Source organism: Pseudahrensia aquimaris (genome assembly GCF_042676045.1).
Taxonomy (GTDB): Bacteria; Pseudomonadota; Alphaproteobacteria; order Rhizobiales; family Rhizobiaceae; genus Pseudahrensia; species Pseudahrensia aquimaris.
Window position 1 is genome coordinate 197153 of the sequence record NZ_JBHTJV010000026.1, and the last position, 15814, is coordinate 212966.

Sequence of the window (15814 nt, forward strand, 5' to 3'; positions counted from 1 at the left end):
CCTGAAGTGTTGCGAACGGCGCCGCAACGATAACTAATTGTTAACCTTAACGTCTGTGCACAAAGCCCCGCCCGATTATTCTGGTAGGACAAAATCGATGATAGCGCGGGCATCCATTCGTGCATCCATCATGCCGTAGGTGTGCCGCCAGGGTCGACCAAGACGGCTCTCGACAAACGCATCAGCCAGCATTGGAGGCAAAGACAACCGCATTTCAGCGGCAGCAGCCGTTAGCGCCAATTGTTCGGTGAACAACCGGGCAGAGCCCTCATCAGCCATCGCCATGTCGGCCGTGATACGCAGAACATCGATGGTTTGTTGGCTGGTTGCGCCCATACCTTGGGAAATTGTCTCAAGCACCGCATCGACCGAGCCACGACTTTTGCCCATAGCGCGCAGAACGTCGAGGCACATGACGTTACCAGAGCCCTCCCAAATGGCATTGAGCGGCGCTTCACGGTAAAGCCTCGCCATGATGCCATCTTCGACGTAGCCGTTGCCTCCCAAACACTCCATCGCCTCAACCACAAGCGCAGGAGCCGCTTTGCAGACCCAATATTTGACAACAGGGGTCATAAGACGCGCGTAGGCTCCTTCAGCATCAGACGTTGCAGCAGCATCAAAAGACCGCGCCAGACGCAGCGTCAGCGCTTGTGCGGCAGCGACATCAAGCGCCATGTCGGCCAGCACGCGCTCCATCAGCGGTTGGTCGATCAACGGCTTGCCGAAAGCCTTGCGGTGGCGGGCATGATGAACAGCCTCAGCGAGGGCCGTGCGCATTTGGGCGGCTGACGATACAGCACAATCGAGCCTGGAAAGCGTCACCATTTCCAGCATCAGGGCGATACCACGCCCCTCCTCCCCCACCAACGTCGCGAAGGCATTGTCGAGCAGCATTTCAGAAGACGCATTGGATTGGTTGCCCAGCTTGTTTTTCAACCTTTGGATGCGCAGTCCATTGTTGCTGCCGTCGGGCAAGAGTCGAGGCAGGAGGAAGCAAGAAATACCCTTGTCTGTGCGCGCCAAAACAAAGAAAGCGTCACACATGGGCGCGGAGAAAAACCATTTTTCTCCCGAAAGCCGCCACATGCCAGCATTAGCGCCGGAACCGGCCCGTTCGGCCCGAGTGGTGATTTGGCGCAAGTCCGTGCCGCCCTGCCGTTCAGTCATTCCCATGCCGACAGTCAGTCCGCGCTTGTTACCGGGTGCCTTGTTGGACGAATCATAGGTGCGGGTACTGATGCGTGGCAGCCAATCGCGGGCGAGCGCTTCATCAGCAAGAAAGATGGCAACAGAAGCGTTTGTCATGGTAATCGGGCATGTGTGCCCCGCTTCCAACTGGCATGTGAGCATAAAGCGGTATGCGCGGCGAAGGTGTCGTTGTCCCGCCTCGTCATCAGAGCGATCCCAAACCGAATAGTGCAAGCCTTGGGATACCGCCTTGCGCATCAGCGCATGATAGGCAGGATGAAACTCCACTTGGTCCAGCCGTTCACCCCGCGCATCGAGGGAACGGAGCCGAGGCGGGTTCTCGTTTGCCATCCTCGCCAAATCAAGCGCCTCTGCGGAGCCAACCCAGCGCCCGTGAGACATCAATTCCTGGTGCACATCTTGGCCCATTGCATTAGTCAGATGCAGCAAAACGCCGTCGCTGGTGTATGCGTTATAGTTCTCATGCAACGGCGCGATATTCGTAATGGTCTGGCTCAAAGCACAGCACCCCTTTTTGCAACGTTCTGGGGAGAAGAAACATGCAGCCCACCCAAAACGCAAGCGCCGCTTGCCGCAAGCACGACAAGCGCCTATAGACCCGTTTTTAATGGCACATACATCAAAACCACGCGAAACCGACGCAGCGGCCTTCCAGCCCAAACCGTTTGCTTTGCAGCACCTGCTCGCCATAGAAGGCTTGAGCACTTCTGAAATCACCTATTTGCTCGACCGCGCGGACGAAATGGTCAGCGTTTCGCGCCAAGCAGAAAAAAAGCGCCACACGCTTTCCAGCCGCACACAGATCAATCTGTTTTTTGAAGCATCCACCCGCACGCAGTCGTCGTTCGAGATCGCAGGCAAGCGGCTTGGTATGGATGTGATGAACATGGCAGTCGCCCATTCGTCGGTGAAAAAGGGCGAAACCCTGCTAGACACCGCAATGACGCTGAACGCGATGCAGCCAGACCTACTGGTCGTGCGCCATCACGCTTCTGGTGCTGTGGAACTGCTTGCCCAAAAGGTTGGCTGCGCCGTCATAAATGCAGGAGACGGCGCTCATGAGCACCCGACGCAAGCGCTGCTGGACGCGCTTACAATCCGCCGCGCCAAAGGGCGGATTGAAGGACTGACAGTTGCCATTTGCGGCGACATTCTCCATTCCCGAGTTGCCCGCTCAAACATTCAACTTCTAAACGCCCTTGGCGCACAAGTGCGTGTTATCGGACCATCAACCCTCATACCTGGTTCCATAACCTCACTCGGCGTTAAGTCGTTCACTTCAATGCGAGAAGGCCTTTCAGGTTGCGATGTGATCATGATGTTACGCCTTCAAAATGAACGGATGAGCGGAGCGTATGTGCCATCTGTGCGCGAGTTTTACCATTTCTTTGGCCTCACCCGTGAAAAGCTGGCATACGCCAAGCAAGACGCCATTGTCATGCACCCGGCGCCCATGAACCGCGGCGTCGAAATCGCATCAGATATCGCTGACGGACCGCAAAGCGTGATTTTTCAACAGGTCGAGATGGGCGTTGCCGTCCGTATGGCTGTGATGGAAGCGCTTATGGAAGTGCGTCAGCGGAGCGAAACATGAACCAGCGTCATTTCATCAACGCACGTGTGATCGACCCCGCCTCGGGCTTTGATGGTCCCGGTGAAGTTCTTGTCGAAGGCGACAAGATAACTGCGGTCGCCAAGTCAGTTGATAAGTCATCGCTCAAGAAAAATGTGAAAGCTATTGATTGCAGTGGTTTTGTTCTTGCGCCGGGCTTGGTCGACACCCGCGTTTTTGTAGGTGAACCGGGTACGGAATACCGCGAAACCATAGCTTCCGCGGCTGAGGCTGCAGCTGCGGGTGGCGTCACGTCCTTTGTCATGATGCCCGACACAGACCCGCCCATTGACGATGTCGCGCTGGTCGAATTCGTGCGTCGCACGGCAACCGACACCGCCAAAGTCCACGTCTACCCCACAGCAGCGGTTACACGTGCGCTTAAAGGCACGGAAATGACGGAGATGGGGTTGCTCAGCCAAGCTGGCGCCGTTGCCTTCACCGATGGCCGCAACACAATCGAAAACGCAGCAGTTTTCCGTCGCGCCTTGCAATATGCCCGCGATTTTGACGCTCTGATTATGGCCACAACGCAGGAAAAGACCCTTTCTGGCTCCGGTGTCATGCATTCGGGCGCAAATGCTACCCGAATGGGCTTGTCCGGCATTCCGCAAGAGGCAGAACTCATCGCGCTTGAACGCGACATGCGGCTGGTCGCTATGACTGGTGGCAAATACCATGCTGCCACACTTTCGGCGGCTCAATCGCTTGATATTGTACGCAAAGCTAAAAGTGATGGACTAGACGTAACCGCAGGCGTCGCGATTGCAAACCTAAGCCTCAACGAAAACGATATCGGTTCTTACCGCACATTTTTCCGCGTCTCTCCGCCGCTTCGCGGCGAAGATGATCGGCTGGCGCTTGTCGAAGGGGTGCGAGACGGCACGATCGATGTCATTTGCTCCAACCACGATCCGCAGGACGTCGATACCAAGCGCCACCCGTTTGCCGAAGCTGAAGATGGCGCGGTTGGCCTCGAAACGCTACTTGCCGCAAGTCTGCGTCTTCACCACTCATCGGATATACCGCTGACCCGCCTGCTCCATTGCCTTTCCACAGGCCCGGCCAACCGCCTGGGCCTGCCTTCGGGGCGCATTGCACCGGGCGCGCCAGCTGATCTGATCTTGTTCGACCCGGATCATCCGTGGGTGGTCAGCGAAGACGACTTGCGCTCCCGCTCCAAAAACACCGCTTTTGAAGGCGCACGTATGATGGGCCGTGTCTTGAAAACGTGGGTGGGTGGCCGCAAGGTGTTTTCACTGTGAAGCGCAACTGCGCGCTGTCGGGGGTGAAAGCATGATTTCTGCAATTTTTGGCATCATCGCTGTTCCTCTGCTTGTGGGCTATCTGGCGGGTTCAATTCCCTTCGGCCTGCTGATCGCCAAGTTTGGCGGTGCCGGCGATGTGCGGGCCATCGGTTCCGGCAATATCGGCGCTACAAACGTGTTGCGCACCGGCAAAAAGGGATTGGCCGCCGCCACTCTCATCTGCGATGCCTTGAAGGGCACCCTGCCCGTCTTGTTTTTTCTACCAAACGGCGAAGCCGCGCTGGCCGCAGGCTTCGGCGCATTCGTGGGCCATCTGTTCCCAATCTGGCTCAAATTCAAAGGCGGCAAAGGCATAGCGACATTTGTGGGCGTCGCCGCAGCGTTTTGGTGGCAAGGCATAGCAGCCTTCGCAGCTGTTTGGCTGATCGTTGCTGCGACCACGCGCTATTCCTCTCTCGCCGCGATCCTCGCCACCTTAGCCACTACGCTTGCCTTCTGGTTCGCCGGAAGGCTCGAAATCGCATTCGCCTTTTCGCTTATGACGACGCTGGCATGGCTCAAACATATTCCAAACGTCCAACGCCTTCTGAATGGAACCGAAAGCAAGATCGGGACCAAATCCAAAGACAAGCCGTGAATCGTTTATGAGCGACCTTCTCTCACCCCGCTCCGGCATCCGTCTGGACGACACTCAACGGCTCGCCTGGTTGCGGCTCGTGCGCAGCGAAAGTGTCGGTCCGGCAACGTTCCGAGATTTGATCAACTATTTCGGCACAGCGTCGGCTGCTCTCGATGCCCTTCCAGACCTTGCCGCCCGTGCCAAATCTGGAAAACGCATTACAATTGCGAGCGAAGATCAAGCTGCGCAGGAACTGGAAGCTCTCTCACAACTCAACGGCCAAGTCATTTGCCTTGGGGAACCGGATTATCCCGCCGCCTTACGGGCTGTGGACGCACCGCCACCGGTGATATCAGTTATCGGCAACCCAATGATTTTCGCAGAAAACACAGTCGCTTTCGTAGGTTCACGCAACGCATCCCTCTCCGGCATCAAGCTGACGGGCCAATTGGCATCAGAAACCGGGAAGTCAGGCTTCGCCACCGTCTCCGGACTGGCGCGGGGAATCGACGCCGCAGCCCATCATGCCAGCATTGAGACAGGAACCATCGCAGTGTTTGCCGGTGGTGTGGATCATATCTATCCCCGCGAAAACGCCGAGCTCGCTCAAGCCATAGTCGCAAATTCCGGTGCCATCGTCTCCGAAATGCCGCTTGGCTGGCAGCCAAGGGCGCAAGACTTTCCACGGCGCAATCGTATAGTCGCGGGCATAGCTTTGGGGTTGGTTGTTGTCGAAGCAGCGAAACGCTCCGGCTCGCTCATTTCTGCCCGTCTGGCAAACGAAATGGGCCGCATCGTCTTTGCAGTCCCGGGTTCGCCGCTGGACCCACGCAGCGAAGGGGCGAACCACCTCATCAAACAGGGAGCCACCCTGATCACATCGGCCAGAGACATCGTGGAAACGCTCTCGCCTCTCCGCGATATAAATATGCAGAGCGCCTACACATTAGAAGAAGGCGAGCGTCAGCCGCTTGATGCAAACCCCAGCGACAGCGAACGCCAGCGCCTGATAGACGCACTGGACCGAACGCCGGTTCATGTCGATGAAATCGTCCGTTTCACAAATATTGAGGCCGCCAACCTCCACATGCTGTTGTTGGAACTGGATCTTGCAGGAAGGCTGGAGCGACACCCCGGAAACAAAGTCTCCATCATCTGATACTAGAGCGTGCCATCCATATAAGCTCGGGCGAGCTCTTCCGGTGAAGCAGAACCTTCGTTCGTCAGAATTTCGCCTGCGGAGATCTTGTGCAGTGTCCCGGCTTCAACCATTGCCATTTCAATAAGATAACTCAGAAAATGCTGATTCTGCTCCTCGCTAAGGGAACGTAATTGGGTCAGCATTTCCTCAATATACTCCAATGCATCAGCACTCACCAACGCGCCCTTATCAGACATAACGACATCCTACATCTTGCACCCGCTAAGCGCGCGCACCACAAACCGCCCGGTTTCAATTGTCAGGATTGCCCCCCAACATGACGGAAGGTGTCACAACCTAAAATTGATTGCAATATGCAACATACACACTTTTTTGGTGTATTTGACGCGCAGGTGCTGCGGCGCTTTTTAGTGCTGCGGCTGCGTGCGCATTTGCGTTCCTGCAAGAAGCGCACTATGTCCTGCCGCCAATCTCCAATCATAAAGTGCGCGTTCCTGACATGAAACTTGTCATTGTTGAATCCCCTGCCAAGGCGAAGACTATCAACAAATACCTTGGGTCCGATTACAAAGTTCTGGCCTCGTATGGTCACGTGCGCGATCTGCCACCTAAAGACGGATCAGTCTTGCCGGACGAAGATTTTGCGATGTCATGGACGGTCGATGGCAAGGCAAAGACCCGACTGGCAGACATTACAAAAGCTGCCAAAGACGCCGAACGCATCATCCTCGCCACTGACCCCGACCGCGAAGGCGAGGCGATCTCGTGGCACGTGCTGCAAGTGCTAAGTGACAAAAAGGTTCTCAAGGACAAGACAGTTGAGCGCGTTGTTTTCAACGCAATCACCAAAAAATCGATTCTTGACGCTATGGAGCATCCACGCGAATTGGACGTGCCATTGGTCGACGCCTATCTCGCCCGCCGCGCACTCGACTATCTCGTAGGCTTCACACTCTCCCCCGTTTTGTGGCGCAAACTGCCCGGTGCCCGTTCGGCTGGGCGCGTGCAGTCGGTCGCACTGCGCCTGATTTGCGAGCGTGAGAACGAGATTGAGCGTTTCAAGCCGCAAGAATATTGGTCGATGACCGGCGTGTTCAAAAACAAGTCGGGTGTGGAATTTGAAGCGAAAATTTCCAGCTTTGAAGGCAAGAAGCTACAGCGCCTCGATATTCCAAACGGCGACATGGCAGAGACCATCCGTAAAATGCTGATGGCAGCGGATTACAAAGTGCAGTCAGTTGAGGCCAAGCCCACGACCCGCAATCCCTATGCCCCCTTCACCACATCGACATTGCAGCAAGACGCATCCAGCAAGCTGGGCTTCTCCGCTTCGCGTACCATGCAAGTGGCGCAGAAGCTCTATGAGGGGATTGATCTGGGTGGCGAGACGGTCGGTCTGATTACATATATGAGAACCGACGGCGTGCAGATGGCGCCGGAAGCCATTGATCAGACCCGTTCGGTCATCGGCGAAAAATTCGGTAAAATTTACTTGCCAGAAAAAGCCCGACTGTATCAGTCAAAGGCCAAGAACGCACAGGAAGCGCACGAGGCTGTTCGGCCAACCGATCTTACACGGCACCCCCGCGATGTCGCCGGAAAGCTCGATCAAGACGGTGCAAAACTCTACGATCTGATCTGGAAGCGCACGATTGCCAGCCAGATGGCATCAGCCAAAATCGAACGCACAACCGTTGAGCTTGAAGGCCGTGCTGATGGCAAAATCGCCACGATGCGCGCCAATGGCTCTGTAATTAAATTCGATGGCTTTTTGTCCGTCTATCAGGACATGAAGAAAGAGGGGGACGACGAAGACAAGCGTTTGCCTCCACTGACCGAAGGTGAAGCAATCAGCCGCGAATCCATCGAGAGCAAGCAGCATTTCACCGAGCCGCCTGCCCGCTATTCGGAAGCATCGCTCATCCGCAAGATGGAAGAACTGGGCATTGGCCGCCCGTCCACCTACGCATCAACCCTGGCGACTCTGGCGGCCCGGGACTACGTGACGATCGACAAGCGCCGCCTGACCCCCCACGCCAAGGGACGTTTGGTGACAGCGTTTTTGGAGAATTTCTTCAGCCGTTACGTGGAATACGATTTTACCGCCAGCCTCGAAGAGAAACTCGATAAAATCTCCGCCGGTGATTTGAAGTGGAAAGATGTTTTGCGCGATTTCTGGACCGAATTCTCCGCGCATGTGGACGAAACGAAAGACCTGCGCATCACGGAAGTGCTGGATACCCTCAACGAAGCGCTCGGTCCGCTCGCCTTCCCAGACGAAGGCGACGGCAAAGACCCCCGCGAATGCCCAACCTGCGGCGAAGGCCGCTTGAGCCTGAAGGTCGGCCGCTACGGCGCATTCATTGGCTGCTCCAATTATCCAGAGTGTAAATTCACCCGCCAATTGGGCGCAGAAGGTCTGGAACAAAGCCAAGCGGCCCAAGAAGACAAGGTGCTCGGCGTCGATCCGGATTTCTCCGAAGAGGTAAAATTCAAGACAGGTCGCTTCGGCCCCTATGTGGAGCGCGGCGAAGGCAAAGAGGCAAAACGTGCGTCAATTCCAAAGGGGTGGGACGCATCGGAAATCGATCTAGAACAAGCGCTCCGGCTGCTGTCGCTTCCACGCGAAGTGGGTGCGCACCCAGAGACGGGCAAGATGATCACGGCAGGCATTGGTCGCTACGGCCCATTCGTTCTGCACGAAGGCAAATATGCCAATCTGGAATCAGTCGATGAGGTCTTTACCGTTGGGTTGAACCGCGCGGTGACCGTAATCGCGGAAAAAGCCGCCAAAGGTCCAGGCAGAGGCCGGGGCGCTGCTGCACTGAAAGAACTGGGGGATCACCCGACGCTTGGCGGCGCGATGAGCGTAAAGGACGGCCGCTATGGGCCTTATGTCAATCTAGGCAAGGTCAACGCCACACTTCCCTCGGGCACGGACCCTCAGGCTGTAACCGCCGAACTTGCGGTAGAACTCATCAACGCCCGCATCGAGAAGACGGGCAAAGGCGTAGACGGCAAGAAAGTTGGCGGTACAGCGAAGAAGGCTCCTGCCAAGAAAAAGCCTGCGGCCAAGAAAAAAGCGCCTGCGAAGAAGAAGGCTCCCGCCAAAAAGAAAGCGCCTGCCAAGGCGGCTGAATAAAGCCGCGTGGCCCCGTCTCCAAAGCGAAAGAAGATACCCGGCCTGCCCTCGCGGGCGGCTCTACTTGCTTGGATCAAGGACAATCCCGACAAGACGGACAAGCGTTCAGTCGCCCGTGCGTTCAATTTGAAGGGACAACAGAAGATTGACCTGAAGGCCATGCTCAAAGATCTGGCGGCAGACGGTGTGCTGGAGAAAAAGGGCAAACGTTTTGCCAAACCCGGCACACTGCCGACCGTGACAGTGCTGGATATTCTCACCCGCGATCGCGACGGCGGACTTCTGGCCAAGCCTGTTGATTGGGACGAGGCCACAGGCGGCAAAGCGCCCACCGTTGCCATCGTCCAAGACCGCAATGCCAAAGGGCCAACGGCAGGCATAGGCGACCGCGTTCTTGCACGGATACGCAACGAAAGCGGCTCCTACCGCGCCAAAGTCATGAAGATTTTGGATAAAGACCGTGGCACGGTGCTCGGCGTCTACCGCGCCAACAAAAAGCCCGAAGATGGCATGGCCGGTCGCATTGAGCCCGTTGAGCGCAAGCAAGACGAATTGATGGTGCTGGAAAACGCAGTGGGTGACGCTCAGGACGGCGATTTGGTCGAGGTAACAATCGCAAAATCAGGTCGCTATGGCCTGAAACGGGCAAAAATCGAGCGCGTGATAGGCGACTACCGTTCGGAAAAAGCCGTGTCACTGATTGCGCTGCATCAGCATAAGATCCCCATCGATTTTCCCGATGCGGTGATGAAAGAGGCCGAAAAGGCTGGCCCCGCTGACATGAAAAAGCGCGAGGATTGGCGCGAACTGCCCCTCATAACAATCGATCCGGCTGACGCCAAAGACCACGACGATGCGATTTATGCCGCGCCCGATGATAATGAAAACAACAAAGGCGGTTTCGTTGTCACTGTGGCTATCGCGGACGTATCTTGGTATGTGCGCCCCGGCTCGCAGATGGACCAGGAAGCCCAAAAGCGCGGCAATTCTGTCTACTTTCCTGATCGCGTCGTGCCGATGCTGCCGGAGCGTATTTCCAATGAATTGTGCTCACTGAAGGAAGACGTCGACCGCCCTGCTCTTGCCGTCAGAATGATTTTCGACGCAGACGGCCACAAACGCAGCCACACGTTCCACCGCATCATGATGCGCTCCCATGCCCGACTGGCCTATACCGAGGCTCAGGACGCCATAGACGGGCGCGACGCGCCCCGCGCCCAACCGTGGCTTGAAAATGTGCTCAAGCCGCTGTGGCAGGCTTATTTCGCCTTGCGCAAAGGGCGCAATGATCGGGGACCGCTGGAACTCGACATGCCCGAGCGTAAAATCCTGCTGGATGAGAACGGCAACGTTGACCGCGTGATCGTTCCCCCACGGCTGGATGCGCACAAACTGGTCGAAGAATTCATGATTCAGGCCAATGTGGCCGCAGCTGAGACGCTGGAGCGCAAAAAGCAGCCGCTGATCTACCGCACCCATGATGCACCTTCTATGGCGAAGCTGGAAAGCCTGCGCGAATTTCTGCGTTCGCTTGCCATTCCGCTCGCCCGCGCTGGGCAATTAAGGCCCACCCATTTCAACGACATTCTTCGGCAGGTGGAAGAAACCGAGCACAAGGAATTGGTCAATCAGGTTGTGCTGCGCTCACAGTCGCAAGCGGCCTATACCCAAGGCAATATCGGCCATTTTGGCCTGAACCTTGCTAAATATGCCCACTTCACCTCACCCATCCGCCGTTATGCAGATTTAATCGTCCACCGCGCGCTCGTCGGCGCATTGGGACTGGGTGACGGCGCCATCACGCCGGAGGAAGAAGCGCGGCTGGACGTGATTGCCGAAGAAATATCTCTCACCGAACGGCGCGCCATGCTGGCAGAACGCCAAACCGTGGATCGCCTCATATCGGCACATTTGGCGGACAAGATCGGCGCAGAATTCGATGGACGCATCAACGGCGTCACCCGCGCTGGCTTGTTTGTTACGCTCACCGAAACCGGTGCGGATGGTTTCATCCCGATTTCCAAATTGGGCGATGATTATTATATCTACAACGAAACAACTCATGCGGTTCAGGGCGAACACTCTGGCACACTGTTCCAAATGGGCGATGAAGTACGCGTCAAATTGATAGAAGCCACCCCCTTGGCAGGGGCGCTGCTTTTCCAGATGATTAGCGAAGGGCGCGAAGGCGATGCCCTGCCCCGCACCAAGCGTTCCCGACCGGGTTCGCCTTCGGGCAAGCCAAAACGGCCGCCGAAGCGAGCAGGTGGTGGAAACAAATTCGGCCAGAAGCGTTCCTCACGCGGGCGCTAATAGGGACAAGGCAGACGATGAGCACAACCACCTTCACCGAAACCAAACGCCCGATCTGGCCCGCGATCAAACGAGGTCTGCGCAGCCGCTGCCCAAATTGCGGCGAAGGTAAAATGTTCTCTTCATTTGTGAAAGTGAACGGCGAATGTCCTTCTTGCGGCGAAGAATTGCACCACCACCGTGCCGATGATTTTCCGCCTTATCTTGTTATTTTCATCGTTGGCCACGTCATAATTACTGGTGTTTTGCTGGTTGAGGTTCGCTATGCGATCTCGACGTGGGCGCATCTCGCCATTTGGATCCCGCTCACCATCGCCATGTCGCTGGCGCTTCTGCAGCCGCTCAAAGGCGGCGTGATCGGCATGCAATGGGCCACGCGCATGCACGGATTCGGCGGGCATCCTGATGACAAGGGTGGCGATCAATGAACGACAGAGCACCAAAGATCCTGTCAGGCGGCATGACTCGCGACGAGATGGACGAGGCTGCGGCGATGGACGGTTCCAAGCGCAGCCCCAACATGCCGCCGCGCGATGCCTCAACGCTGATTGTGCTGGATGGCAAAGGCTCAAATCCAAAGGTGTTGATGGGCCGTCGCAGCCTGAAACACAAATTCATGCCCGGCCTTTTCGTCTTTCCCGGCGGCCGTGTGGACAAATTCGACGGCTCCGCCCCGGCATCAAGCGAATTGCATCCCATTGTCGAAGCAAAGATCGTCAACACCTTGCGCAAGCGCCCCACCAAACGCCGCGCCCGTGCCTTGGCTTTGGCCAGCATCCGCGAGACCTATGAGGAAACGGGGCTTCTGCTTGGCGAAAAGTGCGATCACGACAAACCCATCGACCATAAGGACTGGTGCGCCTTTGCCGACCACAGCGTTATGCCGTCTCTTAGCGAACTGCGCTTGATAGCCCGTGCAATAACTCCGCCAGGTCGCAACCGGCGCTTTGATGCGTGGTTCTTCACCGCAAGGGCCGAAACCATCGCCCACCGGCTCGAAGAACTTCCAACGAAGGAGCTGGAAGACATTCACTGGCTCACTCTGGAAGACGCGCTCAAACTTGAATTGCCAGTCATTACGGTGACGGTTCTCAAAGAATTACAAGAACGCCTCGCTGCTGACCCCGATTTGAAGCCCGAAACAGAACTGCCGTTTTTCCACCTGCGCGGTAAGCAATTCCTGCGCGATATGATTTGACCTCCACAAAGGAAACCATCCGATGAAAAGTGCTAAAGACTATCTTGCTGAAGCCAACGCGGTCGTCCCCCGCATATCCGCAGAAGAAGCCGTAACAAAGCACGGTGCGCCGAATGCTGTGTTCATCGACGTGCGTGACAGCGCATCCATCGAACAAAGCGGCACAATCGCAGGCGCGGTGCGCGTTCCCCGTGGCATGATGGAATTTGCTGCCGATGCGTCGATGGAAAACTTCCACAATCCGGCGCTGAAAAAGGACGCAGATATTTACCTCGTCTGTGGCGCAGGCGGTCAAGCCGCACTCGCTGGCAAGACGCTTAAAGACATGGGATATGCATCAGTCACCAATGTCGGTGGGTTTGGAGACTGGAAAGAGGCTGGTGGCCCGACTGAATGAGGCATCTGCCGCGGTTGTGAAGGTTGACAAATCTCGCAGTCGTTCTAAACACGCATCACACAGCGCGAGCCTCTGCTCTGCGCAAGCATTTTCGCGCGACACGCGCTTATTCTGAAGAGACAAAACGATGGCCAAGGCAACCACGATCAAGGTGAAGCTGAATTCGACCGCTGACACCGGCTTTTATTACGTGACGAAAAAGAACTCGCGCACGATGACGGAAAAGCTGACCAAAAAGAAATACGACCCGATTGCCAAAAAGCACGTCGAGTTCAAAGAAGGCAAAATCAAGTAGATCTTGTTTTCCGTGGCCTAGCGTAAGGCCAAAAAGAACTTCGAAAGCCACTGTGCGTTTTGCCGGTGGCTTTTTTGTGTCTGAAGATAGCAAAATCTGAGAATGAAAGTGGCCGGTCGGCATATGCGAAACGTACGAGGAGGCACATCTTGCACTGCCGGCCGACCGACCCCACGGACCCAGGAGATGCGGCGGGCCTGGGCGTCCCCGAGGGGTATTTCAAGGGCAAGATGGAGTGCGAGACCACACCTTGCGCTAGAGAGCGCAAAATGGGCCAAACGGCAGCGTATCGCAATGTTCGATAAAGCTAATTATCGTTGTGTAGTAAAGGGTTAAGGTAAATTTACAGGCTTAACGTCTGCTTGCAAAAACCGTTCAAATTTAGAACAAATTCAAACTATCAAGCGGCCAGTTGAACCTGATTACGGCCAGACTTCTTAGCCTCGTAAAGCGCCTTGTCAGCACGCGCCACCATCTGTTCAATGGTATCGTCCGGCCCCTGGATGGAGGCGATTCCTGCGCTCATGGTGATCGACACATGCATTTCACCGTTGCGGACGCCCAAAGGCTGCCCTTCGATTTCGCGGCGCATGCGCTCGGCCACCACCATCGCCAATTCACTGTCAGTATCAGGCATGGCAATCATAAATTCCTCGCCACCATAGCGGCAAGCCAAATCGCGCGAGCGGACACTTTTGACCAAACGCTGAGCAAACAGGCGAAGCACATCGTCGCCCGTTTGGTGTCCATGCGTGTCATTGACCGCTTTAAAGTGATCGATATCCACCAAGATCAGCGAGAGCGGACGACCACCCACGGACGCCTGATTGAAAAGGCTTTCCATGTGGGTGTCGAAATAGCGGCGATTGTTCATTCCCGTCAGCGAGTCGCGCACGGCCAATTCCATCGTCGCCTGCATGTTGTCGCGCAACCGGTTGTTCAACCTCTTGCGTCGCACCTGCGTGCGTGCACGGGCCAGCAGTTCGCTCTTGTCCAGCGGCCGGGAAATGTAATCATTCACACCCAGATCAATGGCTCGGATGACAATGGAGTCATCCCCTTCATTGGCAACCACCAAAACCGGCGTATTGCGCGTGCGGTCCAGCGAGCGGAGTTGCGAACACAAGCGCAGCGGATCCAGCTCTTCAAGCGCCAGCGACACGATGATCAGATCATATTCGTTTTCAGCTGCACGAAACAACGCCTCTTGCGGCACGGTCACGACGTCCACCGTGTGCTCACGTTCCAGCGGTTTGACGAGATTTTTGAACGAAAACTGCCTTTCATCCACCACGAGGATTCTGCCCTCACGACCGTCCTTCGGATCGATATGGTCGTCGGTAAATTCTTCCTTCACGCCCATTTCGTTGTTGGAACTCACCCGAAGACGAAGCTCGTCTGTGACCATTTTCAGCCGCGAAAGCGAGCGTAGGCGGGTGGTTAGTGCCAGATCATTGACCGGCTTGGTGAGAAAATCATCTGCGCCGCAGGACAGCCCTTCGACCTTGTCGCTGGGCTGATCCAGCGAAGACACCATGACAATGGGAATGTGCGCGGTACGCGAATCAGCTTTAAGCGAACGACATACTTCATAACCGTCCATGCCGGGCATCATCACATCGAGCAGTACAACATCAACCAAGCCTCGTCGGCAGATATCGAGTGCGTCAGGGCCATTATAGGCTGACACCACATCAAAGTATTCCGCCATCAGGCGAGCCTGCATCAATTTTACATTCGCTTTGACGTCATCGACGACCAATATTCGAGCTGTCACGTCTTGCTACTCCAAACTTTCCAATCCGTACCCAAACAACGTTTGAGAACCCCAGTCGCGCTGCATCTACTCGAGATACGATTTTACCGTTGCGAGAAATTTCTTCACCGAGATCGGCTTGGAAATATATGCCTCACAACCGCCTTGGCGTATGCGCTGCTCGTCGCCCTTCATCGCAAAGGCTGTCACTGCGATCACCGGAATGTTGCGCAGCGTGTCGTCTTCTTTCAGCCATTTCGTCACTTCCAACCCGGAAACCTCCGGAAGTTGTATATCCATTAAGATCAAATCCGGCTTATGCTTGCGTGCCAAATCGAGAGCTTCCAACCCGTTGCGGGTTTGAATCGTCTCGTAGGATTGCGCCTCCAACACATCGTTGAACAATTTCATGTTCAATTCGTTGTCCTCAACGATCAATACGCGCTTCGGCATATAGATGACCTTTCCGCCCTATCCTGCTGGACACGAACGGCCTACAGCTTGATTCTTTGATAAGACATTAACATCGGTTTCCTTTAGGACTTATAAACGTGACACCACTCTCCAAAGACCATGCCGAAACCCTTGCAATCTCCGGGTTGGTGCGTCTGGCCGGCGATGACGATCTTTTGATGCGGTTTTCTTCGATTACCGGTATTTTGCCCAACGACATTCGTGAGGCGGCAAGCGATCCAGGCTTCATGGTTGGTGTTCTGGATTTTTACCTTTCCCACGAGCCTGACTTACTGGCATGGGCAGAGGCCGATGGTTTTAACCCTGAAGAGGCAGCGCGCGCCCGTTTTGCGCTGGCTCCGGAAGATGCGACAGGCTTTGAATAAG

Annotated in this window: 15 protein-coding genes; 11 read left to right on the forward strand and 4 right to left on the reverse strand. The window is 55.8% G+C overall.

Going from position 1 to position 15814, the window contains the following annotated elements:
* Positions 1-75: 75 nt before the first annotated feature.
* Positions 76-1710, reverse strand: a complete 1635-nt coding sequence (locus ACFQ14_RS16680; RefSeq protein ID WP_377213888.1) for an acyl-CoA dehydrogenase family protein — start codon at positions 1708-1710, stop codon at positions 76-78.
* 109 nt (positions 1711-1819) lie between these two features.
* Here ACFQ14_RS16680 and ACFQ14_RS16685 point away from each other — a divergent pair, with 109 nt between their 5' ends.
* From ACFQ14_RS16685 to dprA, 4 genes are read left to right on the forward strand one after another with little or no spacing between them, the layout of a single operon-like run.
* Positions 1820-2806, forward strand: a complete 987-nt coding sequence (locus ACFQ14_RS16685) for an aspartate carbamoyltransferase catalytic subunit (protein WP_377213889.1) — start codon at positions 1820-1822, stop codon at positions 2804-2806.
* Positions 2803-4089 (forward strand): dihydroorotase, encoded by a 1287-nt coding sequence (locus ACFQ14_RS16690; RefSeq protein ID WP_377213890.1) that lies wholly within the window; start codon positions 2803-2805, stop codon positions 4087-4089. Before ACFQ14_RS16685 ends, ACFQ14_RS16690 begins: the two co-directional genes overlap by 4 nt.
* Positions 4090-4120: 31 nt before the next feature.
* On the forward strand, positions 4121-4729 hold the full coding sequence (plsY, locus tag ACFQ14_RS16695) for a glycerol-3-phosphate 1-O-acyltransferase PlsY (protein ID WP_377213891.1): 609 nt from the start codon (positions 4121-4123) through the stop codon (positions 4727-4729).
* Between the two features lie 7 nt (positions 4730-4736).
* Positions 4737-5870, forward strand: coding sequence for a DNA-processing protein DprA (gene dprA, locus ACFQ14_RS16700; protein ID WP_377213892.1), 1134 nt, complete (start codon positions 4737-4739; stop codon positions 5868-5870).
* Positions 5871-5872: 2 nt separating this feature from the next.
* Here dprA and ACFQ14_RS16705 read toward each other — a convergent pair whose 3' ends face one another.
* Entirely contained in the window at positions 5873-6109 is a 237-nt protein-coding gene (locus tag ACFQ14_RS16705; protein WP_377213893.1) for a hypothetical protein, read from the reverse strand.
* Positions 6110-6372: 263 nt separating this feature from the next.
* On the opposite strand from ACFQ14_RS16705, the gene topA reads away from it, so the two are divergent.
* The 6 genes from topA to rpmG all read left to right on the forward strand — a co-directional run bounded on the left by topA (position 6373) and on the right by rpmG (position 13218).
* Positions 6373-9015: a type I DNA topoisomerase gene (topA, locus tag ACFQ14_RS16710; protein ID WP_377213894.1), complete on the forward strand. Its 2643-nt coding sequence runs from the start codon at positions 6373-6375 to the stop codon at positions 9013-9015.
* Between the two features lie 6 nt (positions 9016-9021).
* On the forward strand, positions 9022-11328 hold the full coding sequence (rnr, locus tag ACFQ14_RS16715) for a ribonuclease R (RefSeq protein WP_377213895.1): 2307 nt from the start codon (positions 9022-9024) through the stop codon (positions 11326-11328).
* A gap of 17 nt (positions 11329-11345) precedes the next feature.
* Positions 11346-11756, forward strand: a complete 411-nt coding sequence (locus tag ACFQ14_RS16720; protein ID WP_377213896.1) for a DUF983 domain-containing protein — start codon at positions 11346-11348, stop codon at positions 11754-11756.
* On the forward strand, positions 11753-12526 hold the full coding sequence (locus tag ACFQ14_RS16725; protein WP_377213897.1) for an NUDIX hydrolase: 774 nt from the start codon (positions 11753-11755) through the stop codon (positions 12524-12526). The genes ACFQ14_RS16720 and ACFQ14_RS16725 overlap by 4 nt, the downstream gene beginning before the upstream one ends.
* Before the next feature lie 22 nt (positions 12527-12548).
* A complete protein-coding gene (locus ACFQ14_RS16730; RefSeq protein WP_377213898.1) occupies positions 12549-12923 on the forward strand; it encodes a rhodanese-like domain-containing protein in 375 nt (124 codons plus the stop codon).
* Between the two features lie 127 nt (positions 12924-13050).
* Positions 13051-13218 (forward strand): 50S ribosomal protein L33, encoded by a 168-nt coding sequence (rpmG, locus tag ACFQ14_RS16735; RefSeq protein WP_377213899.1) that lies wholly within the window; start codon positions 13051-13053, stop codon positions 13216-13218.
* A 400-nt stretch (positions 13219-13618) separates the two neighbouring features.
* On the opposite strand, the gene ACFQ14_RS16740 is transcribed toward rpmG, so the two are convergent.
* Together ACFQ14_RS16740 and ACFQ14_RS16745 are read right to left on the reverse strand one after the other, a co-directional pair.
* A complete protein-coding gene (locus tag ACFQ14_RS16740) occupies positions 13619-14995 on the reverse strand; it encodes a PleD family two-component system response regulator (protein ID WP_377213900.1) in 1377 nt (458 codons plus the stop codon).
* Between the two features lie 66 nt (positions 14996-15061).
* A complete protein-coding gene (locus ACFQ14_RS16745; RefSeq protein ID WP_377213901.1) occupies positions 15062-15427 on the reverse strand; it encodes a response regulator in 366 nt (121 codons plus the stop codon).
* 98 nt (positions 15428-15525) lie between these two features.
* Here ACFQ14_RS16745 and ACFQ14_RS16750 point away from each other — a divergent pair, with 98 nt between their 5' ends.
* Positions 15526-15813: a DUF3572 domain-containing protein gene (locus tag ACFQ14_RS16750; RefSeq protein ID WP_377213902.1), complete on the forward strand. Its 288-nt coding sequence runs from the start codon at positions 15526-15528 to the stop codon at positions 15811-15813.
* The last annotated feature ends 1 nt before the right edge of the window (position 15814 follow it).

Bases quoted from the DNA above. Each gene is read 5' to 3' on its own strand.
- dprA (WP_377213892.1), top strand. From the start codon at position 4,737: ATGAGCGACCTTCTCTCACCCCGCTCCGGCATCCGTCTGGACGACACT.
- topA (WP_377213894.1), top strand. From the start codon at position 6,373: ATGAAACTTGTCATTGTTGAATCCCCTGCCAAGGCGAAGACTATCAAC.
- plsY (WP_377213891.1), top strand. From the start codon at position 4,121: ATGATTTCTGCAATTTTTGGCATCATCGCTGTTCCTCTGCTTGTGGGC.
- ACFQ14_RS16705 (WP_377213893.1), bottom strand. From the start codon at position 6,109: ATGTCTGATAAGGGCGCGTTGGTGAGTGCTGATGCATTGGAGTATATT.
- ACFQ14_RS16685 (WP_377213889.1), top strand. From the start codon at position 1,820: ATGGCACATACATCAAAACCACGCGAAACCGACGCAGCGGCCTTCCAG.
- ACFQ14_RS16690 (WP_377213890.1), top strand. From the start codon at position 2,803: ATGAACCAGCGTCATTTCATCAACGCACGTGTGATCGACCCCGCCTCG.
- ACFQ14_RS16745 (WP_377213901.1), bottom strand. From the start codon at position 15,427: ATGCCGAAGCGCGTATTGATCGTTGAGGACAACGAATTGAACATGAAA.
- ACFQ14_RS16725 (WP_377213897.1), top strand. From the start codon at position 11,753: ATGAACGACAGAGCACCAAAGATCCTGTCAGGCGGCATGACTCGCGAC.
- ACFQ14_RS16720 (WP_377213896.1), top strand. From the start codon at position 11,346: ATGAGCACAACCACCTTCACCGAAACCAAACGCCCGATCTGGCCCGCG.
- ACFQ14_RS16730 (WP_377213898.1), top strand. From the start codon at position 12,549: ATGAAAAGTGCTAAAGACTATCTTGCTGAAGCCAACGCGGTCGTCCCC.
- rpmG (WP_377213899.1), top strand. From the start codon at position 13,051: ATGGCCAAGGCAACCACGATCAAGGTGAAGCTGAATTCGACCGCTGAC.